This window comes from Paenibacillus sp. BAC0078 (assembly GCF_054483875.1).
Window position 1 is genome coordinate 54,498 of the sequence record NZ_JBTLRW010000021.1, and the last position, 20,802, is coordinate 75,299.

Consider the following 20,802-nt stretch of genomic DNA (forward strand, 5'->3'; position numbering starts at 1 on the left):
TGAATATTCTTTGGTAGATTCAAGCTCTGCTCTTATCGTTCCCTCCGGCTGAAATCCTCAAACGTTCTCCTTCATTATAAAGCATCGGACAGGATGATTTGTTAATGGATTGTTCTGAAAAAGAAAAAAGCCCGGGGCTTTACACCCGGACTTCTATCTTCATTGTGATCAATAGAAAACGCTGGTTCCGTTATTACTTATTGTCCATCCATTGAAAATGGAAGCTGCCTGGCTGATCCACACGCTCAAAGGTATGCGCTCCAAAGTAGTCTCTTTGCGCCTGCAGCAGGTTAGCCGGAAGCCGTTCGGAACGGTAGCTGTCGTAATAGGCCAGTGCGGAGGCAAACGCCGGAACCGGAATGCCTCTTTTCACTGCAACCGCTACAACCTCTCTCCAGGCTTCCTGATAGTTATGAACCACGCTGCTGAAGTACTCGTCCAGGAACAGGTTTTTGAGCTCTGGATCGCGGTCATAGGCATCCTTGATGTTCTGCAGGAAACCTGCGCGGATAATGCAGCCCCCGCGGAAGATCATCGCAATGCTGCCATAATTGAGGTTCCAGTTATATTCATCCGAAGCTACCCGCATCTGGGCAAAGCCCTGGGCGTAGGAAGCGATTTTGCTGGCATACAGCGCTTTGCGGACCGCTTCAATGAATTCTTTGGCATCGCCGTCAAAGCTCTTTGCCGCAGGACCCTGCAGGCGCTTGCTTGCAGCTACGCGCTCTTCCTTCATCGCGGAGATGAAACGCGCAAATACGGATTCGGTAATGATTGAGAGGGGAACGCCCAGATCGAGGGCATTTTGGCTCGTCCATTTGCCTGTTCCCTTTTGTCCGGCGGAATCCAGGATCACATCGACCATCGGCTTGCCTGTATCCGGGTCTGCCTTGGCGAAAATATCCGCTGTAATCTCGATCAAATAGCTGTTCAGCTCGCCACGGTTCCATTCCGAGAAAATCTCATGCAATTCCCCGGTGGTAAGGCCCAGCACATCCCTCAGCAGTTGATACGCTTCGCCAATGAGCTGCATATCGCCGTATTCGATGCCGTTGTGGACCATTTTGACGTAGTGTCCGGCACCGTCTTCACCAATGTAAGTCGAGCAAGGATCACCGTTTACTTTGGCCGAAATGGCTGTCAGAATTGGCTCCACCAGCTCATAGGCATCCTTCTGCCCGCCCGGCATAATAGCCGGACCTTTCAGTGCGCCTTCTTCACCGCCCGATACCCCTGCACCGATAAAGCGGAAGCCTTGAGCCTGCAGCTCCTTGTTCCGTCTTTGCGTATCCGGGAAAAAGGCGTTCCCGCCGTCGATCAGGATATCCCCTGGCGACAGGTAAGGCACAAGCTGCTGAATGGTATCATCTGTCGGCTTGCCGGCTTTGACCATAATCATGATTTTGCGCGGCGTTTCCAGGGACTGTACGAATTCTTCAATGCTGTAAGCGCCTTTGAAGTTTTTGCCTGCTGCTTCTGCAAGCAGCTCATCCGTCTTCTCCGAAGAACGGTTGTACAAGGCCACCGAGAACCCTTTGCTTTCCATATTCAAGGCCAGATTCTTACCCATGACGGCTAAGCCGACCACGCCAATCTGCTGTTTACCCATCCTCAATAACCTCCCATTGATATGTGGTGAATTAACCGTATTAAACCTGCGGTGCCTTCTTCCAGTCGGCAGCGAATTTCTCCAGCCCTTGTTCAGTCAATGGGTGCTTGGAGATTTGCTCGATCACGCTGAACGGAATGGTGGCAATGTGCGCGCCAGCCATAGCTACGCGGGTTACGTGGTCCGGGTGACGGACCGAAGCGGCGATAATCTGCGCGTCCAGGTTATGAATGCGGAACAGCTCGGCAACCTTCACGATAAGCTGCACACCATCCTCCGAAATATCATCGAGACGGCCCAGGAACGGCGATACATAGGTAGCTCCTGCACGGGCAGCGAGCAGCGCCTGGTTCACGGTGAAGATCAGCGTTACGTTGGTTTTTACACCTTTTTTAGAGAGGTAACGGCAGGCTTCAAGACCCGCAAGCGTCATTGGGAGCTTAATGGTAATGTTCTTATCATTGTTATTGATCTTGATCAGCTCGTTCGCCTGTGCAATCATCTCTTCAGCGGTAACGGCATCCGGTGTAACCTCGGCGGATACGGATTCCACTTCAGGAACGGTACGCAGAATTTCCGCAATGCGGTCCTCGAATTTCACGCCTTCTTTGGCTACTAGGGAAGGGTTGGTTGTAACCCCGGACAATACGCCAATCTGGTATGCTTTTTTAATATCCTCTACATTTGCGGTGTCGATAAAAAATTTCATAATCGTAATCCTCCATTTTTAGTTGAATTAATTGCTATATTAAAAATTTGAAGCATCAGGCAGCAGCAGTTCGCTTTCTTCATCAATTGCAGAGTCAAACCACCAGTGATTCCCGTCTCTCGCAAGCAATTGATCCGATTCGGCAGGACCGAACGTACCCGCAGCATAATGATACAGAGGAACCGAATTCTTCGCAAAAGTATCCAAGATCGGCTGCACCCATTTCCAGGACAGCTCCACTTCATTCCAGTGCGCGAAGAACGACGGATCTCCATTCAGCGCGTCATAGATCAGGTTCTCATAGGCTTCCGGCACATCAATATGGCTGGTATGAAAATCAATGTGCATCGCTTTGAATTTTCCTTTGTGCTTAGGATCTCTCGCCTTGAGCTGCAGGGTGATACCTTCATTCGGGCTGATCTCGAACACCAGCAGATTAGGGATATCATCCTCGGTGGTTGAAGAGTTCATCTTAATCGGCTCTTTGAACTCGATGACAATCCGCGTCGATTTCTCCTTCATTCTTTTCCCGGTTCGGATATAGAAAGGAACGTCCTTCCAAAAAGGATCATCAATCTGCAATCTGGCTGCAATAAATGTATCATTAAGTGATCCTTCGGCAATGCCTGGCTCAGAGGTATACCCAATGACCGGCTTGCCTTGAATGGCGCCTGCGGCGTATTGCCCCCGGATCACGTTGAACTTAACATCTGCTTCCTTCAGCGGCACAAGAGCTTCCATAACCTCTTTCTTTTTGAAGCGCACCTCATCAGCGGTACTGTCCTTCGGCAGCCGGATCGCCAGCATCATCAGGAGCTGCAGCATATGGTTCTGGAACATGTCCCGGAGCGCACCTACATGATCGTAATAGCCCGCTCTTTCTTCCACACCCACCGTTTCGCCTGCGGTAATCTGCACATTGGCGATGTAGCGGTTGTTCCACAGCGCATGAAGCACCGGATTCGTCTGCTGGAACACATCCAGCTCCTGCACCATCGGTTTGCCAAGGTAATGGTCGATGCGGAAAATTTCATCCTCGGTAAAAGCTTCGCTCAGCTTGAGATTCAGCTCCTGCGCAGACTGCAGATCATGCCCGAAGGGCTTCTCTATCACCAGACGCTTCCAGCCTTTGGCCGCACCCAGCCCGCTCTCCTTAATGTTCAAGGCAATCGTCTCAAAAAACTCAGGGCCGACGGACAAATAAAACATCCGGTTAGGCGAACTGCCCATACCCTTTTCCTGCTGTTCAATTCCCTGCAAAAGCTTGAGATAGTCCTCTTTGTGCCCTACATCCAGCACATGATATCTAAAGGCCTTCAGGAAGCTGCTTACAGACTCAGGGCCGTCCACTTCACGCCGGGAAAAGTCCCGAAGCGACTGCTCAACCATGGCCTGAAAAACTTCATCAGCCAGCTCTCTTCGGCCAAGACCCACCACAGAGAATGAATGGTGCAGCTTGTGGTCGAGATACAGATTATACAGCGCAGGATAGATTTTTCTTCGGGCCAAATCTCCTGTCGCCCCAAACAAAACAAACGTAGTTGCCTCCATCTCCATTCTCCTTTTACTCTGGTTTATCTTTCCTGGTTACACTATAATACAAATACGACCCATACATGTAATTAATATATTTTACAGGAGCTATAGACCATGTCTATGAACAACTTTGAGCTGTATAAGGTTTTTTATTGGGCTGCTAAGACCGGGAGCCTGACCCAAGCCGCCAAATCCCTGTATATCACCCAGCCGAGCGTCAGCCATGCCATCAAGCAGCTTGAGGACAGCTTTGGCCTCACTCTGTTTACCCGGAATTCCAAAGGCGTCGATCTGACACCGGAAGGCGCCACACTATACTCCTATATTGAGCAGTCCCATATCCTGATTACCCAAGCGGAGAAAAAAATGGCCGAGCTGAAAAATCTCGACAACGGCGAGCTGCGGATTGGCGGCAGTGACTCCTTGTTCAAGCATTACCTGCTGCCCTTTATTGAAATCTTTCATCAGAAGTATCCCGGCATCCGGCTGCATCTGATCCACGGAACCACCCCGGAAGTCATTTCCTATTTAAAAGAAGGGCAAGTCGACCTGGGTGTAGTGCGCATACCTATCGCCGATCCCCAGCTTGAAGTGCGGCAGGGGCTGCAGCTTCAGGACTGCTTCATTGCAGGCAGCCACTTTGCTGAGCTTAGCCAAAAGGTGCTGTCCATCAAGGAGCTGCTCCAGTATCCTATCACCCTGTTCTCCCGCAGCAGCCGCGCCCGTATGGCGATCACGGACTTATTCCGTGACTATGGCTATGAGCTGAAGCCCGCATTCGAGGTCGGTAGCGTTGGCCTGCTGATCGAATTTGCCCGCAAAGGACTCGGCATCTCCTTCGTCACCCGGGAATTTGTATCCAAGGAGCTGGAAGAAGGCTCCCTTTTCGAAATTAAGCTGGACGTGCAGCTTCCCCCTGCCCAGGTCGGCATGATGACCATGCGCAATATGCCGCTGACGAGTGCGGCCAGCAAGTTTATTGAGCTTACCCGGTAGGCCGGCTTGTAAAAGCATAAAACGGCTATGCCATCCTTGACTGGACAGCGTAGCCGTTTACGGTTTGGGGAAGAGTGAAGCACGAGATTGATTCAACCCTTCATAATACTCTCTTTGATGATGGATCTCTTCTTCACTGAATCCTAGCAGTTCCAGAAAATATTGATGCTGCAAGGGGGAATGCCTTTCAAATTCAGAATGCCATTCATCTGACGTTCCCCTGCTTATCCCGGCCAAATTCAATATGGTGAGCCACGTGCTTTCATCAAGATGCTTTAAATTTTTATAGAGAACACTATGTTCTAATAATTTTATGATTACAGCCTGTTGTTGTTTGATGGCATCTATTTCCTGGTTCAGCTCACCCATCCTCTTCAAAAGCAATGATGTGACCTCCAGGTTCTCGGCAGCTAAAAGATTAGAAATGTCGCCCAGAGGCACTCCTGCGTCCCGGAACAGTAAAATTCTGCGTAATCGTTCCATATCTGCATCGCTATACAACCGATACCCCGCCATATTCCTTGCGGATGGTTTGAGTAAATTTATAGAGTCGTAGTACAATAACGTACTCCTGGAAATTCCGAATTGGGCTGCAACTTTGCTCACAGATACTGTCATGCACACCTCACCTCATCTTTTCTTGATAAAAGTAAATGCCCTAACAGAACCCGTAGTACTCCGTCTGTCGAGCATGAGTAACCCGAAACCCAGAATAATAATGATCGTTCCACAGAACATCAACAACAGGCCATAATTGAACCGCTCCAACCAGATGCCGAACAGAAGCATTGCAGCCGGATAAGTGAAATTACCAATAGAACCAATAATGCCGAAGACCCTTCCCGCCATTTCGTTCTCAACCTTTTTCTGCAGAATAGCGCGATAACAGGTGCTGATGACAACAACTGCAGCGCTCATTGCGCAAAATATGAAAAAATAGGGGAGAACATGATTTACACCCGAACGACTTACAATACCAAATAACGTATAGACCAGACCGATAAAGCAGATGCCACCGTACATAAATTTGTGTTCATGTTTATTTATGCTCTTCAAGCTTAGCACTACCCCTGTAAGAATAACCCCTGCCCCGTAAAAGGACTCAAGAATTCCGAGATTTTGTGCACCATCTCCCTTCAAAGTCACTGCAAATACGGGGATGATCACCTGAACGGAGCCTACAAAAAAGTGCAAAATAGCAATAACGCTCACAATTAAAATTATACTCCTATTTTTGAAGATGTATTTATAGCCATCCAGGATATTTTCCCTGATTTTTTTGTTTCCAGGCTTTGCTTTTGAAGCAGGCTCAAGCACAAGCAAAGCTGCACACATACCGCCTAGCAATGGGCCTGCGACCAGGGCAACACCGCCAACAAACTGGCTTTTGGCATTGGCGCTGATCAATTCATCTTCCTTGACGATCTGCGGAATGACCGCCTGAACTGTAGGATCAAAAAATGCAGAGCAGATGGATAGAATGACCTGAGCAGTAAGGATGATCGCCACATTAAGCACACCTGCTTCATAGGCGATGACTAACATGAAGACAACCAGCCCCCTGATAATATCAATAGTAACCATTAGTTTTTTTCTGTTCAAAAAATCAATAATCCCCCCGGACAGCAATCCGGTTACGATTGCGGGGGCCATAGAGAAAAACAGCATCAGGCCCGTCAGCGATGGAGAATGCGTAGTCTGCAGAACCCAATAGGCAAGCGCAAGGGAATAGAATTTATCTCCCATTTGCGAAATAAGCTGACCTGATAATAATAGAAACAGATTTCGATTGATATTAATTTTATTCATGTAGACCTCCCGGTAATAAGATTGTTCATCTGCAAAGATAAACTATGAAGCTATAGACAGGTCAATCCTGAATTGCCCAGCCCTTGACATAGCAAAGCAGCGCTGCTCCGGGAGTTGGAGAAGCGCTGCTTAAGGAAAGACGTTATACATTTTTGTTCAATACTTACTCGCCCCGGCACACACGAAAACCTTGGTCAGGACCCTGGCCATTCGCCTCGAACTTGCCCCGATAAGACAACTCGCTGCTGCTGACGTCGCCCATCCAACCGCCGCCCTTCAGAACCCGTAAGGAGCCGCTGTTACTATCCAAGTCTCCGTACCAGTTCCAGCACCACTCTCTTACATTGCCTGACATATCGTAAAGTCCTAACTCGTTGGGCTTCTTGTCACCGGCAGGTTTTGTTTTATTATGGTTGTTTTCTATAATAGGCCAGTTCCATTCTCCTGATAAGTATTTATCTCCAGCATTTTTCCAATACCATGCTACTTCATCTGCATTATTGCTTCCGCTGTAGGTGTAACTCTTGCTCATCTGACCTCCGCCCGCAGCATATTCCCACTCCGCCTCCGTCGGCAATCGGTAACCATTAGCTCCCTCATTGATCGTTACTGTCCATTTTAAATTATCGTATTCACTCTTATTATTCGGGTCTATTCTGATCTTATTTATATTGTAATAAGGCTTTAAGCCCTCTTTTATGCTCCTTTCATTACAATACTCAACAACGTCATACCAACTTACCCTTTCTACCGGCAAATTGTCGCCTTTGAATTCTGAGGGGTTACTTCCCATCACCTCAACCCACTCTTTTTGAGTTACCTCGTATTTGGCGATATAGAAATTTGCTAAGGTTACACCTTTTCCATAGTAGTTGGACTTTGTGTTTATAAAAGCCCCGCCTTTGACGAATACAAAGGGTTCAGACTTTTCTTGCAAGCTATCAGGATTTTCTTGCACGCTGTTAGCCTTTTCTTGCGAACATGCGCTGACAACAACCGTAATTGCCACTAAAAGGAAAACAAATAGCTTTCTCATTGATATATCTCCTTAAAACTGATAGTACAAGCTATAGGCCAATTCAAGTAGTATGTAGGTTGTATCGTTTCTTGGAATAAATAAGGCCGCCGGCTGTGAGACCGGGCAGCCTTAGCAAATATCAAGTGGTTAAGTCACCGGTTACCACACCGTTACGTTAGAGCTTCCACTGCTTTGGTATCCCTCTGTCGCTAACACCTGGTAAGCCCAGCTACTCCCCAGATTCATTCCTTTACTAGCCCATGCGTTAACGTGGTTGCTAAAAGTGATAGCGGCGTTGCTCCCGGTCGCTCTCTTCGACTGCCTTACACTCCAGAACTGGGTGAAAGTTTGTGTGCCGTCAATGGAAGGTGCGTTGTATCGTGTAGTCGTATAAATGTCATATGTGCCTCCATCACTGGTCACGTTGCCTTTATACGTTCCAGTAGGTCTATAAGTGCCCCAACTATCAACGACGTAATACTCAATGAGTGAGTTCCTCGTCCACCCGTAGAGAGTCAAATACCCATTGCCCGAAGGCGCCCAGACGCCAGCATTATAGTTGATTGTTCTGGTTGGTGATCCGGTAGTCCAGCCTTTTCCGACAACAAAATTCCCGGTATTCGACCAGTTAACACTGTAGTTTCCACCAGATCCGTTGACAGCATTTACTGTGCCTCCACCATCGGTCCAATTTTGCCAGTAGTCTGTCGCTGCATTTGCAGTTGCCGCAAACAAGCTTAAACAACTCATTGAAGCTGCAATAACTAACGTCATGATTTTCTTGTTCACCTTAAACATATCCAACCTCCTAAATTTTTTTGTTTCTCACTGCTTACCTACATACCACTTGAATATTACCTTCTATGAATCCCTCCCTTTCATTGTCAAATACTATATATAGCAAATTATAGTAAGTAAGCGCATACATTTCAATTTGCTAAATTAAAGCTTTTACCTGGATTTTCTCACTTACTTTTATAAAGTTCCAGGGTGAACCGTGGTTACAGGAACTCCGTGTCACTAGGAAAAGTTGGAGAACAATTCCTGAAGCTGCATATCATTATTCAAAATACAGATACCAGTACACCGCAACCTCTTCACTAACCTCTTGAATCCCTCGATACACACAGAGATCAAAACCGCCTATCACAAACCCGCATTTCTCATAGAACCTGCAGGCCCTAACGTTGTTGCTCTGCGTCTCCAGCATAATTCCGGGCAACCCCCGCTCCAGTGCCCAGCGCTTGGCCTGCTCCATCAATTGACTGCCAACCCTGTGCCTTCTGAACCTTTTATCCACCTGGATCATTTCGATAAGCGCATAATTGTTCCAATTTTTCTTTAACATGATATAACCTACGGCCTGCTGCTTCGCAAATGCCAAATAAACCGCTTGATCCGGGCTGTTGATATATCCCGAATAGTCAGTTGTGTCTTCAGGTTCACTGCGATCCTCCATATATCGCTTCTCATAGCTTGGAATGTCTTTTACTGTATAGCTGAACTGATTCTCCTTGAATGACAGGACAAGCACCGAATCCACGGTAAAAGAATCCTCAATGTCCATCCTGCGAATTTGATCTTCTGCAATCATTGCTCTGATTGAAATTTCGCGGGGTGCGGAAGGGTCTTCAGCAGGTTGTTTCCATGCTTCTTGTTGGTCCATATAGATGTCTCCTTAGGCTGGAAGTTTTGCCTGAGCGTGTGCTTTGGCCGCTGCATTTCGCCCTAAGCCATATTGTTTCTTATTAATATGTCTTTTCCAAAGGTTTTGTAGTGTTGCATAAAACGGTTATCAATATGAAGATGCTTAATAATCCCCATGTAATCGGTTCCTGGAATGCTAGGTTTGAAGTCTCCAGTGATGTAGTACAAATTAAAATAGACCCAGTCCTCATCCTCAACCAGCCTCAGGCCATCTAAAAATTCTTTAATTCTCAATCATATAAAAAGGATATTGGATTTCATGAAGAGGAACCTTGCGTTGGATTGAGCTCAATTCGGAAGGGATCTGCCTCATATAGACATCAGCTTCCACTTCATCTTCAAAAATACCCGAGATCCAACTCCGCCTTTCCTCTCTCACCTCAATTACAAACATACACATCCCCCCTTCTGCCACCTAATCTATCATATGATCCACCCTGCTGGAAAATAAAAAACACGCCGGCCATTTCATCAGCTTCTACTCCTGACCAAACGGTTCGGCATGTTTTTCTCACACTTGCCTGTTCACTCTCTTCTTATTACTTCAAAAAATCCGCACGCGCCGGGGTAAAAGCATCCAGCAGGATGCCGTCATCCTCCAGCGGGATGCAGCCATGCAGCACATCGGACGGGAAGTGGATGCTGTCGCCTTCCTTGACGATCTGCACATCCTTGGTTTCGCCGTTGTCGATCATGAACCGGAAGCTTCCCTTCAGCACATAGGTGACCTGTTCATGAACATGCTTATGGAGTGGAATCTCGCCCTGCTGGGCTTTGGCAAACATCACTTTGGTATACATGAGCTGTTCGCTGTGTGCCAGAACCTTGCGGGTGGTATTGCTATCGACGGTATCAGTTTGAATGTCTTGGTCTTTAAAAAACATGAATGATCCCTCCACTAAATCGATTTAGTAATGCACTATTAACAGCTTAACACCTGCCCCAGCGATATACAACCCGGATGCAGAAGCCGCTGATGACTTTCTTTTTTAATTCAATCGCCGTACAGATTCTCTATGGTTAAGGGCCGGATTCAAACGGATAATTTCGGACGTCTCCTCCTGTTCCTGTTCCCTCCGGTCAATTTTGTCCAGCAGAAGCCGGGCGCTTCTCTTCCCCATCTCGAAGGTGGGCTGGGAGATCGTAGTAATCGGCGGACTATACAAAGCTGCAAAAGATACATCATCAATACCGATCAGGGAGAAATCCTCCGGGATAGTCCGGCGGTTGTTTTTGGCATAGATCAGCACCTGCTCCAGAATCATATCATTGGTGGCGATGAGTGCAGTGGGGGGATTGTCCATGTGGAACAGTTCTGCAAGCAGCGCCGGCATCTCCTCCAGCCTGCCGCTTTTGATATAGTCTTCATTAACTGGCAGCCCATAATGCTCCATCGTCTTCCGGTAGCCGGACAGCCGCTCAATACGGGTGGTGATTGTTTTTTTGCCCAAAGGGAATGTAACCATTCCAATGTTCGTATGACCATGCTGAACGAAGGTTTCCACGGCCAGCTCGCTGGCTTTCTCATTACTCAGCAGCACCGTGTCTACGCTAATCTCGTCGATTTTCCGGTCAACAAATACAAAAGGGTACCTGTTCTTCACAAGGGAAGCATACAGCTTCTTATTCTCTTCCGTCGGGAAAATGATCAGACCGTCCACCTGCCGCGCGATCATCGACTGGACGTAACTTTTTTCCTTGAGCGAATCGTCGTCGGTGTTGCAGATTATAACCTGGATTCCCTTGAGCTGGCATTCATCCTCTATTGCCCGCACAATTTCTGTTGTGAATTTCGATAGAATGGTGGAAGAAATCACGCCCACAATGTACGTCTTCTTATGCTTGAGGCTGCGGGCCACCTCATTGGGAATATAGTTCAGCTCCTCAATCGCCTGCTCGATCCTCCGCTTGGTATCCAGACTCATATAGTTGTATCTTTTGCTCAGAAACTGCGAAACCGTACTCTTGGACACCCCTGCACGCTCCGCCACTTCCTTCATTGTGACTACCATCTTTCATCCTCCCGGAAAACCAAATCTATCCAAATTACCTATCTACGTGATATAATCATTGGCAGCAATGGAAGGCTTAATAGGGCGGTCGGCTAATCTCCCGGAAGGGAGGTGAGGCCAATGGAGGTTTATCAAGCGTTGTCTTTGATGTTCATGTTCGGCATGTTCATTATTGCTTTGCTGAATTACCTCAAAAAGAAATAGACCGCCCTGGTCAAAGGAGACGGTCTATTTCTTGACCACTATTCCGAAAGCCGCCGCCCTTAAAAGCGGCTATTGCTCCGAGAGTCGTGTTAGCGCACGGCTCTCTTTGCATTGTACGTCTTTTCTACCCACACTATACCACAATTCGTTTTATAAAGTAAAAATAATTATATACTGATTATATATTCAATAAACATGACATACTGCTGTCACTCCCCCATGCTATAACTAAAATAAAAACGAGGTGCACGCATGGCAAGCTATGAGTATTCGTCCAAAGCAGATTTAATGGAAAGTATCCACGCCAAATATGTGCTTCTGGACGCAGAATTTGAGGACATAGATAACAGCCAGCGGGATGCCAGAATACCCGAGGTGGATAAAACTCCGGCCGAGATTATCGCCTACCAGCTAGGCTGGCTTCAGCTTGTGATGGGCTGGGATGAAGCTGAACGGGAAGGCCGTGAAGTGATCATGCCTGCCCCGGGCTATAAATGGAACCAGCTTGGCGGACTGTACCAGTCTTTTTACGAGAAATACGCCGGATATTCCATTTCTGAGCTGCGGGACTTATTCCGCCAGGCGGAACGGCAGTGGCTAGACTGGGTCGGCACATTGACGGAGGAAGAGCTTTTCACACAAGGCATCCGCAAATGGACAGGCAGTAAGGAAAACTGGCCGATGGCCAGATGGATTCACATCAATTCGGCTGCACCTTTTACAACCTTCCGGGCAAAGATCAGAAAGTGGAAGAAATACAGCATTCAAGTGTAATTTATGCTCACCTTCTGCCGCTTGTTCCCCCATCCGTCCCTTGCCCTTGACCGCCATTTCTTTGTGTTCTCCCATTCATGCCGGGTCCGCCACCATCCATGCCACGGCCTCCCCCGTTAAAATTCCTGCCGCCGTTCATTCCCGGGAACCCGTTCATCCTGGAGCCGGAGTCCGAATCCGTGATCTTTTGGGCGGTTATGGCATCACAGGAGACAAGCACCATAGAGCAGGCAAGCACTACGATCAGCAAAGAGATATAACCCCTCTTAGTCCGCATCTTATGCCCCCCTTTTTCTGAACATATAATCATAGACGTCTTTAAATCCCATATAGGACAACACGATCAACAGCGGATACACCGGATAAATATACCGGGATTTGATCTCCCATAGCAGATAGAACCCGATGAACCCGAGCACCACCAGAATGAGTGAAGTCTCCTCATACCTTTTGGCTTTGATGCCGCCAATCAACCGGACGAGAATGAAACAATACATCAGAAAATTCATCACATACAGCACCCAGAGCAGCCCGCTTCTGTAATTCGAATCTCCCTTGAACAAATCCGAAGCAAAGGTGCTATAGATATAGCGGTCCATTACAAACCCCATTCTTCCCCTGGTGCTGGACGAGCTATCATTGCCAAGGCCGTATCTTTCCATCTGATAAGTCCCTTCCGTCCAGGTCCATACCAGCTTCTTATAGTACATTTCCATTAATTCGCCCACCGTGGCACCCGAGATTTTATTGCGGATAGATTCCTTGAACAGCTCCACACTTTCCGCCTTGTTATAGTTCGCTTCTCTTTGATAGATGTTATAGCTCTCCTGATTATCCCAGAATCCAAGCGTCTCCAGATTGATCCCCATATTCAGCCACATATAGACAGGTGCGGAATTGCGGTTAACCGGCTCATTTACGATGCCCGTTCCCTGCAACACAGCATTCTGGGTCCAGCCCGGAACATTGAACAGCAGAACTGTTAAGCACAAAGCAGCGACAGCCTTTTTGATACCCAGAGTACGCAAGCTGAACACAAGACTAAGAATAATGGCGATTAGAAAGATCATCCCGATGCTTCTGAAATAATTGCCAATAGCCAGTAAAATTGCAGCAGCCAGAATATCCTTCATAGACTGAGTTCGAATGAACCGGATGGCGAAATATAAAGCGCTGGTCAGAAAAGCTGTCGCGATTACATCGTTATAAATAAGATTGCTCATGAACAGGGACGGAATATAGGTTGCGGCAAATACCAGAACACCATAGTCATGGCTCTTGGACTTATAATTGAGCTCCTTATACAGCAAGTAGATCATTAACGTCGTAACGAGTGTGAACAGGATGTTGAATATCTTGATCACCAGATAGTTATCGGGAAATAACTGCAGCAGCGTTTTTAGGTACAGGACGATGGAGAATTGGAAAGGGAACATGTGCAGATATCCCCCCGTTTGAAAGGAGGAATAATCCTGCCGATACAGCATATCCATTGCCAGTGACAGCACCGTTTGCGAATCATCCGTCGGCAGTCTGGTGAACAGGAAGATGATCACAATTTGAATGGCAAAAGAAAACAGGAGCGTAGCCGGAATCACGATTTTGGCGCTGTACCTGTTAAGCCTCAAGCACATTCTGTACAGGACGAAGCTTAGAGCAAGAACGATTGCAATTAGCGCTATAAAAAGAACCGGCTGCTGCTTCTCCAGCACCGGCTTATCGCCGAATGCGAAATAGTTATACTCCGCCCTGAGAAAAAAAGAGGAAGCGATAAAAAGCGCTGTAAAAAAAGCAAACATGAAATACAATATTCGCTGAGTTCCCCTTATCAATGGATAACCTCCTAAAAGTTTTGTGAGCGATGCTTCGTCGATATTGCTTCAAACAAAACTAGCTTCGGAAGCATATGCTTCGGCAATATAATAGAAGTATTATAAGGACCTATTCTGAAAATCAGATGAATGTCCGCAACTTTTGCATTTTGTAGTAGTATGAAAATGTATCCATAATTAATATGTTAAATAATTTCTATTTTTGTTAAGGAGTGTTTATATTGAAGGAGCCTTATACAGCCAGGCTTGAATTGTTCGCTGACAACTCGCAGCGGGTTAAAAAGGTCTTCGTCTGGAAAAATGCAATGGTCAACCGACTGGCGGCGCTGCTCTACACTGCGGAGAACAAAATTGCCGATGATGAAGCGATTCGGGCGAGCTATGAGCTGATCAAGGAGAATACCGGAAGCTTCTCTGCGTTTAGAGGGAATTCTGTAATCAGCATTGCCGCGATGCTCTCTCTTTCAGCCGACAGGTCGACACAGCTTACAAACACTATGGCCGTGTATGATCTGTTGAAGGACGTCAAATTCAGAGCCTCGGATTATCTCGTCATTGCCGCCTATCAGATTGCTGCTAATGCTGCACCGGAGCAATATCTGCGGACTGTGGAACGGGCAAAAGCATTTTACGACAGCATGAAGTCGAAGCACCGCTTCCTTACAGGGCAGGACGACTATATTTTTGCCGCCATGCTCGGACTCTCCGATATTGATGTCCACAGCGGTGTTGAACGCATGGAGCAGCTCTATGCAACGCTGAAGCCCGAGTTCCTGTCAGGGAACAGTGTGCAGGCTCTGACCCAGGTGCTGGTTCTTGGAGGAGAAGCCGCTGAAACTGCCGGCCGTGTACTTGCATTAAGCGATGCCTTCCGTGAACGGGGCCTGCGAATGGACAAAGAATACACCCTTTCCTCGCTTGGCGTGTTGTCGCTGCTTCCCGGCAGCAAGGAGAATATCGTGAATGATGTCTCGGAGTCGTACGAATTTTTGCGCACCAAAAAAGGCTTTGGCAATTGGTCCATTACGAAGCAGGAATTGCTGCTGCTGTCGGCCGGGCTAGTGGCGTTTAAGTATGTAGATGAGGTAAAAAGCGGCGTTGTGAGCACGATGCTCTCCACCAGCATTACCAATATTGTAATTGCGCAGCAGGCTGCAAGTGCAGCGGCTGCTGCAACGGCTGCTGCGGCAGCGACCTCGGGGAATTAAGAACACACAGAAACAGGTGATCAGATGTTTGAATTGAAATGGCTGTGGCAGAATCTGGAGGGCAACCGGGCACGGTATATTTTGGCGCTGTGTCTATCGGTAATTGGCTCAAGTCTGACCATAGTGAATCCGTACCTCAGCCAGCGCATTGTCGATACCTTTATTGCTGGTGACAATGCCATGCAGAATCTGACGGATAAGCGGGGGCTGCTCATCATGCTCTGCCTTGGGATGATCGGATTTTCCCTGCTGCGCACGGGTCTTGCTTATCTTACAACTATGCAGTATGAATGGTCCTCGCAGAACATGCTCTACCGTATCCGCATTTATCTGTACAACAAGATTCAGGGACAAGACAGAGAGTATTACGACCATAACCGTACAGGCGATTTGATGACCAAAATGACCGGGGACCTCGATATGGTCCGGCACTCGATGGCATGGATTTTCAAAACGATCATCGAATCCTTTACCATCTTCGTTGCCGCCGTTATCTATTTCTTCACCATTGATACCGGGCTGACACTGTGGATGCTGACGCTGTCGCCGCTGATTTTTATCGTGGCTTACATATTTGCAAAGCACGTCCGTCCCATGTATGTGGACCTTCGCGAGCGGCTGTCCCAGCTTAACACCACTACCCAGGAGAATATTTCAGGCAACCGGGTGGTCAAGGCTTTCGCGCGTGAGGAGTTCGAGATTGAGAAATTTACTGAGAAGAACGTCAACTACTCCACAGCGAACAAAAAAGCCGCGCTCGTCTGGCTCGATTACTTTCCTTATCTGGAAACCTTCGCACAGGCCTTCAACGTCATCCTGATGCTGGCCGGCGGGTTGTTCCTGATGAACGGCCGGATCACCTTTGGCGAATTCGCAGCCTTCTCTTCGCTGGTCTGGGCTATAGCCAACCCTATGCGGAATATCGGAATTATTATCAATGACATTCAGCGATTCTTTGCCAGCTTAAGCAAGATCGTCGAGATTTATTACGCCCACCCTTCGATTGTCAACGAGCATAGACCGGTAACCAAACGCCGCTATGAAGGCCGCCTTGCCTTTGAGCATGTCAGCTTCAAATATGACAGCGCTACAGTGCTGGACGATGTCAGCTTTACGGTGGAGCCGGGCGAAACCATTGCCATTATGGGCTCCACAGGTTCAGGTAAAACATCGCTCATCAACCTGATCCCGCGCTTCTATGACGTATCCGGCGGGCGTGTGCTGGTAGACGGCGTTGACGTTCGGGAGCTGGAGCTGGATGAGCTGCGCGGCAACATCGGTATGGCGACCCAGGACGTGCTCCTGTTCTCCGATACCATCGACGGAAACATCGCCTATGGCGACCCCGAATTACCGGAGGAAAATGTGGTCGAATATGCCGGACTGGCAGCCGCACATGATTTCATCTCCCGCATGCCTGAAGGGTATGATACCGTTGTCGGTGAACGCGGGGTCGGCCTGTCAGGAGGACAGAAGCAGCGTATTGCGCTCGCTCGCGCCCTGGCGGTCCACCGTCCCATCCTGATTCTGGATGACACGACCTCCGCCGTGGATCTGGAGACCGAGGAGCATATTCAGAAAAGCCTGCGTGAGCTGGATTATCCCTGCACGAAGCTTATCATTGCGCAGCGGGTATCCACTACAGCAGAGGCTGACCGCATTCTCATCCTTGACGGCGGACGGCTGATTGAGGAAGGCACCCACGCCGAGCTGCTGGCGCAGCGGGGGTATTACTACGATGTATTTATGCTGCAGAACGAGGGTATTGGAAGGCAGGTGACCGCTCATGGCCAGAAATAAATTCGACGTCGACGAGAACCTGGAATCCCCTTTTGACATCAAGCACTTCCGACGGGCAATGGTCTATATTAAACGGAAGAAAACGCCGATGATCGTTGCATTTGTGCTCAGTGCGATCTCGGCGGCGGTTGGATTATCGGCACCGCTTATTATGCAGCATGTGGTGGATGTCACCATTCCCGCGAGGGATAAGCTTGCACTGCTGGGCTGGTCAGCGCTGATGCTGCTGACCATCGTGGTCAGCGTCATTCTGGCTACCATCCGCTCGCGTATCATGACCAGCGTCGGGCAGGACATTATTTTTGATATCCGTACGGATCTGTTCAAGCATTTGCAGGAGCTGCCGTTCAAATATTACGACGACCGCCCGCAGGGCAAAATCCTGATCCGGGTCGTGAACTACGTCAACTCGGTGTCGGATGTGTTATCCAACGGGATTATCAACTTTATTCTCGAAATCGTTAACTTGATCTTTATCGCCGCATTCATGTTCGCCGTGGATGTACGGCTCTCGTTCGTCATTCTTGCCGGATTGCCTGTCTTCATGGGCATCATGCTGCTTATCAAAACCCGGCAGCGGCGGGCCTGGCAGGCTGTGTCCAACAAGAGCTCCAACCTGAACGCCTATTTGCAGGAGAGCATCAGCGGCATTGGCGTGACGCAAATCTTCTCCCGTGAACAGCACAATGAGGGCATCTTCACGCGGCTGGCCGGCAATTTCCGCAAGGAATGGATGCGGGCAATGAATTTCAACCTGCTGATCCCGTTTTCGGTCGATAACCTGTCTACCATCGTTTCGGCGTTGATTTTTCTTGTGGGCCTCTTGACCCTGGACCCTAAGGACGTAACGTTTGGCGTCATTCTGGCTATGAGCACCTACGCCGCCCGCTTCTGGCAGCCGATCCTGAACCTCTCGAACCTGTACAACAACTTTATCAATGCCGTTGCCTACCTTGAGCGTATCTTCGAAACGCTGGATGAGCCGGTTACCGTCAGCGATATTCCGGATGCAGGAGAGCTTCCGTCCGTTCAGGGCCGGGTTACCTTCGACAACGTGACCTTCGCCTATGACCCGGGTCTGAACATCCTGGAGAATATCTCCTTCGATGTCAAAGCGGGAGAGAGCGTTGCCTTGGTAGGACCAACAGGCGCAGGCAAAACAACCGTCGTCAATCTGATCTCCCGCTTCTACAATCTTACCGGGGGCAAAATTTTGATTGACGGCCAGGACATCTCGCAGATTACGTTGAAGTCCCTGCGCAGCCAAATGGGAATTATGCTGCAGGACAGCTTCATTTTCTCCGGCACGATCCTGGACAACATCCGTTACGGCAGACTGGATGCTACGGAGGATGAAGTCATCGCTGCGGCGAAGGCGGTATGTGCCGACGATTTCATCCGTGAATTTGAGCAGGGCTACCTGACAGAGGTCAACGAGCGCGGCTCCAAGCTGTCCCAGGGACAGCGGCAGCTCATCTCATTCGCCAGAACACTCCTGGCCGATCCGCGCATTCTGATCCTGGACGAAGCGACCTCTTCCATAGACGCGAAGACCGAGCGCTTGCTCCAGAGAGGCCTGAATGAGCTGCTCAAGGGAAGAACATCGTTCATTATCGCGCACCGGCTGTCCACCGTCAAAAACTGTGACCGCATCATGTATGTCTCGAACAAAGGCATTGCCGAGAGCGGCTCGCATGATGAGCTGATGGCACGTAAGGGGCTGTATCACAGGCTCTACACGGCGCAGAAGATGGAGGCTTGAGATACAGGAAAGCATGGAATCGGGGGCTTGTTCCCTACCGATTCTCCAAGAAACAGGCTCTCGCTTGGATAAGCGAGAGCCTGTTTTCTTTTTCTAATGAAATTCATAACCAACCGTCAATCTGAACCCGTACAGCTCGTAGCCGATCTGCGTATACAGACGGATATCCTTCTGATTGTTACGAGCCACGCATGAAATTGTATTACAACTGGTTGAAAACGAGCAATTTTTCCCGAAACGAATGTGATAATATGACAGCATCAGACAACGATTGGAAGCGATATCATGCACAAGGATTTAGAAGCAGCCTTTAACAGAGTCGTAGAGATATTAAAAAAAGACCAGCGCTGCAAAGGCGGATGGCACTACGGGTCGATCAGCAGAGGAACGGAGGATATGTATTCGGATTATGATCCTGTTTTTCTCGTAGCGGATCAAGACTTTGAAGCCTTTGCCGCAGATGTTCCAAAAGTTCTTGCAGCTGCTTCGGATGAGCTTATAGTTTTCTGGGGGGAGAGCTTTAATGATGCGCATTTCAAAAACTATTGCAGTGTGATTCGTCTGGGCGATCAACTGCACCAGTTCGATTTCTTCATTATTAACGAGAATTATCCTGAAGATTGGATGTGCAGACAGCATTGCAAGGGCTGTACAAGGGATCAGCTTATTTTTGACAGAACCGGAGAAGCCACGGCGTTCCTCGATAAAGGGTATCGTACAGATAATGATATCCCCGATCCTGTCAGGGCTATGGATACCTACTGGTTACATATAGAGATGCTCGTTAAATATTTTAAGCGGCAGGATCTCTTCAAAATCATCAAAAACATGGATATCTTGTTCCATTCGCATGTTGATCTGCTGTTAAGCCGGTACGACACGCTGGATTGGGGTGCATGGGAGAGCAAAGTAAAGCTGTGTGTGCCGGAAGAGAAGCAACAGCATTTGAAGGGCTATTTTACCAATGCAGACTTTCACGATTTACAGACAGCGGTAGAGCGGTGCATGACTTTGTTCCAACAGGATGCCGCGGAAATTTGCCAAGCCAAAGGAATTGCTTATCCTGATAGAATAGCTGAGCAGGTAGTTACATTTTTCCGTAAAAGAATGGCGAACTCTTAACACCTTACATATTTACGCTTGAACCCAAGCTGCCCTCTTGCTAATGCCTTTTGAATATTTTCGGAAGCGTTCAGGAAGCTGCTTTTTTTCTTATCCCGTTTGACTTCTACCGGGCCTACTGCCTCTGCAATCTCGACTGCTTTATCATGAAGCGGCAAATAGGATACCGCCACTGTGTATATAAAATTATTCATGGCGTATTTGGTTCGTTCGGGGGAATCATGAATCGTTGTTTGTACCCGTTCAAGCATACCGGAGAGCTTGGGTTCGGAAAATTCGCTGTCCGGACGATTCCCGAGCAGCCAGCAATAGCAACTCCAGCCCGCTGACATTCTCAGTTCTTCACCCGATGCGATCCATTTATCGGCAACATCCTGCGCTATATCTGTCTCTGCCAAGGTTACTGCAACCACAAAATCGGACAGCATGTAAAAATATGCGGCATCTATCCATCGCTCAAAATCCGCTGCGGTCATTGCCTTGGGGTCTGCAATTACGCCGGCAAAATACATGGCGTCGTAGTTCCCGGTGTTGTAAAGCTGCTCGGCCAGCAGCTGATTTTGCTTGATCTTCTTGGCGATGGGCTTCATTTCTCCTGTAGCCACGCCAAAAAGCGGCTCATGCGCGCCATTCGACATATATATTTTCTTGGTTCGATCCTTACCGCGAGCTTCAAGCTCCTGCATAACCATTTCTAAATCCAT

The 20,802-nt window shown here is 48.3% G+C and carries 21 protein-coding genes; 7 read left to right on the forward strand and 14 right to left on the reverse strand.

The window, feature by feature from the left end; genetic code table 11:
* Positions 1 to 193: 193 nt before the first annotated feature.
* The 3 genes from gndA to zwf are packed head-to-tail and all read right to left on the reverse strand — an operon-like array spanning position 194 to position 3,869.
* Complete coding sequence (gene gndA / locus ACX1DY_RS26630) at positions 194 to 1,609, reverse strand: NADP-dependent phosphogluconate dehydrogenase (RefSeq protein WP_458967202.1); 1,416 nt, start codon at positions 1,607 to 1,609, stop codon at positions 194 to 196.
* Positions 1,610 to 1,649: 40 nt separating this feature from the next.
* Positions 1,650 to 2,318, reverse strand: coding sequence for a fructose-6-phosphate aldolase (gene fsa, locus ACX1DY_RS26635; RefSeq protein WP_458967203.1), 669 nt, complete (start codon positions 2,316 to 2,318; stop codon positions 1,650 to 1,652).
* A 39-nt stretch (positions 2,319 to 2,357) separates the two neighbouring features.
* Positions 2,358 to 3,869 (reverse strand): glucose-6-phosphate dehydrogenase, encoded by a 1,512-nt coding sequence (gene zwf, locus ACX1DY_RS26640; protein WP_458967204.1) that lies wholly within the window; start codon positions 3,867 to 3,869, stop codon positions 2,358 to 2,360.
* Positions 3,870 to 3,968: 99 nt separating this feature from the next.
* On the opposite strand from zwf, the gene ACX1DY_RS26645 reads away from it, so the two are divergent.
* On the forward strand, positions 3,969 to 4,850 hold the full coding sequence (locus tag ACX1DY_RS26645) for a LysR family transcriptional regulator (RefSeq protein ID WP_458967205.1): 882 nt from the start codon (positions 3,969 to 3,971) through the stop codon (positions 4,848 to 4,850).
* A 57-nt stretch (positions 4,851 to 4,907) separates the two neighbouring features.
* Here ACX1DY_RS26645 and ACX1DY_RS26650 read toward each other — a convergent pair whose 3' ends face one another.
* The 8 genes from ACX1DY_RS26650 to ACX1DY_RS26685 all read right to left on the reverse strand — a co-directional run bounded on the left by ACX1DY_RS26650 (position 4,908) and on the right by ACX1DY_RS26685 (position 11,396).
* On the reverse strand, positions 4,908 to 5,468 hold the full coding sequence (locus ACX1DY_RS26650; protein WP_458967206.1) for a MerR family transcriptional regulator: 561 nt from the start codon (positions 5,466 to 5,468) through the stop codon (positions 4,908 to 4,910).
* Between the two features lie 12 nt (positions 5,469 to 5,480).
* On the reverse strand, positions 5,481 to 6,659 hold the full coding sequence (locus tag ACX1DY_RS26655; RefSeq protein ID WP_458967207.1) for an MFS transporter: 1,179 nt from the start codon (positions 6,657 to 6,659) through the stop codon (positions 5,481 to 5,483).
* A gap of 163 nt (positions 6,660 to 6,822) precedes the next feature.
* Positions 6,823 to 7,695 carry a formylglycine-generating enzyme family protein gene (locus ACX1DY_RS26660; RefSeq protein WP_458967208.1) on the reverse strand — a complete coding sequence of 291 codons (873 nt, stop codon included), beginning with the start codon at positions 7,693 to 7,695 and terminating at the stop codon, positions 6,823 to 6,825.
* A 141-nt stretch (positions 7,696 to 7,836) separates the two neighbouring features.
* Positions 7,837 to 8,475: a glycoside hydrolase family 11 protein gene (locus ACX1DY_RS26665; protein WP_458967209.1), complete on the reverse strand. Its 639-nt coding sequence runs from the start codon at positions 8,473 to 8,475 to the stop codon at positions 7,837 to 7,839.
* Positions 8,476 to 8,737: 262 nt separating this feature from the next.
* The gene (locus tag ACX1DY_RS26670) at positions 8,738 to 9,271 is read right to left on the reverse strand and encodes a GNAT family N-acetyltransferase (RefSeq protein WP_458967239.1); all 534 of its coding nucleotides are present in this window, start codon (positions 9,269 to 9,271) and stop codon (positions 8,738 to 8,740) included.
* A gap of 336 nt (positions 9,272 to 9,607) precedes the next feature.
* Positions 9,608 to 9,778 (reverse strand): hypothetical protein, encoded by a 171-nt coding sequence (locus ACX1DY_RS26675; protein WP_458967210.1) that lies wholly within the window; start codon positions 9,776 to 9,778, stop codon positions 9,608 to 9,610.
* Positions 9,779 to 9,923: 145 nt separating this feature from the next.
* Positions 9,924 to 10,268, reverse strand: coding sequence for a cupin domain-containing protein (locus ACX1DY_RS26680; RefSeq protein WP_458967211.1), 345 nt, complete (start codon positions 10,266 to 10,268; stop codon positions 9,924 to 9,926).
* A 105-nt stretch (positions 10,269 to 10,373) separates the two neighbouring features.
* Entirely contained in the window at positions 10,374 to 11,396 is a 1,023-nt protein-coding gene (locus ACX1DY_RS26685) for a LacI family DNA-binding transcriptional regulator (RefSeq protein WP_458967212.1), read from the reverse strand.
* Positions 11,397 to 11,549: 153 nt separating this feature from the next.
* Between ACX1DY_RS26685 and ACX1DY_RS26690 the strand changes: the two genes are divergently transcribed.
* Together ACX1DY_RS26690 and ACX1DY_RS26695 are read left to right on the forward strand one after the other, a co-directional pair.
* Positions 11,550 to 11,600, forward strand: coding sequence for a hypothetical protein (locus ACX1DY_RS26690; protein ID WP_229521449.1), 51 nt, complete (start codon positions 11,550 to 11,552; stop codon positions 11,598 to 11,600).
* 252 nt (positions 11,601 to 11,852) lie between these two features.
* Positions 11,853 to 12,374, forward strand: a complete 522-nt coding sequence (locus tag ACX1DY_RS26695) for a ClbS/DfsB family four-helix bundle protein (RefSeq protein WP_458967213.1) — start codon at positions 11,853 to 11,855, stop codon at positions 12,372 to 12,374.
* A 7-nt stretch (positions 12,375 to 12,381) separates the two neighbouring features.
* On the opposite strand, the gene ACX1DY_RS26700 is transcribed toward ACX1DY_RS26695, so the two are convergent.
* Both ACX1DY_RS26700 and ACX1DY_RS26705 read right to left on the reverse strand, forming a co-directional pair.
* Positions 12,382 to 12,651 (reverse strand): hypothetical protein, encoded by a 270-nt coding sequence (locus tag ACX1DY_RS26700; RefSeq protein WP_458967214.1) that lies wholly within the window; start codon positions 12,649 to 12,651, stop codon positions 12,382 to 12,384.
* A gap of 1 nt (position 12,652) precedes the next feature.
* Positions 12,653 to 14,206 carry a glycosyltransferase family 39 protein gene (locus tag ACX1DY_RS26705; protein ID WP_458967215.1) on the reverse strand — a complete coding sequence of 518 codons (1,554 nt, stop codon included), beginning with the start codon at positions 14,204 to 14,206 and terminating at the stop codon, positions 12,653 to 12,655.
* 212 nt (positions 14,207 to 14,418) lie between these two features.
* Between ACX1DY_RS26705 and ACX1DY_RS26710 the strand changes: the two genes are divergently transcribed.
* From ACX1DY_RS26710 to ACX1DY_RS26725, 4 genes are all read left to right on the forward strand, one after another.
* Entirely contained in the window at positions 14,419 to 15,414 is a 996-nt protein-coding gene (locus ACX1DY_RS26710) for a DUF4003 family protein (RefSeq protein WP_458967216.1), read from the forward strand.
* Positions 15,415 to 15,438: 24 nt separating this feature from the next.
* On the forward strand, positions 15,439 to 17,214 hold the full coding sequence (locus ACX1DY_RS26715; protein WP_458967217.1) for an ABC transporter ATP-binding protein: 1,776 nt from the start codon (positions 15,439 to 15,441) through the stop codon (positions 17,212 to 17,214).
* Positions 17,201 to 18,976, forward strand: a complete 1,776-nt coding sequence (locus ACX1DY_RS26720) for an ABC transporter ATP-binding protein (protein WP_458967218.1) — start codon at positions 17,201 to 17,203, stop codon at positions 18,974 to 18,976. Before ACX1DY_RS26715 ends, ACX1DY_RS26720 begins: the two co-directional genes overlap by 14 nt.
* A gap of 285 nt (positions 18,977 to 19,261) precedes the next feature.
* Entirely contained in the window at positions 19,262 to 20,098 is an 837-nt protein-coding gene (locus tag ACX1DY_RS26725) for an aminoglycoside 6-adenylyltransferase (RefSeq protein ID WP_458967219.1), read from the forward strand.
* On the opposite strand, the gene ACX1DY_RS26730 is transcribed toward ACX1DY_RS26725, so the two are convergent.
* Positions 20,095 to 20,802 (reverse strand): DNA alkylation repair protein, encoded by a 708-nt coding sequence (locus ACX1DY_RS26730; RefSeq protein WP_458967220.1) that lies wholly within the window; start codon positions 20,800 to 20,802, stop codon positions 20,095 to 20,097. The two genes, ACX1DY_RS26725 and ACX1DY_RS26730, sit on opposite strands and share 4 nt — an antisense overlap.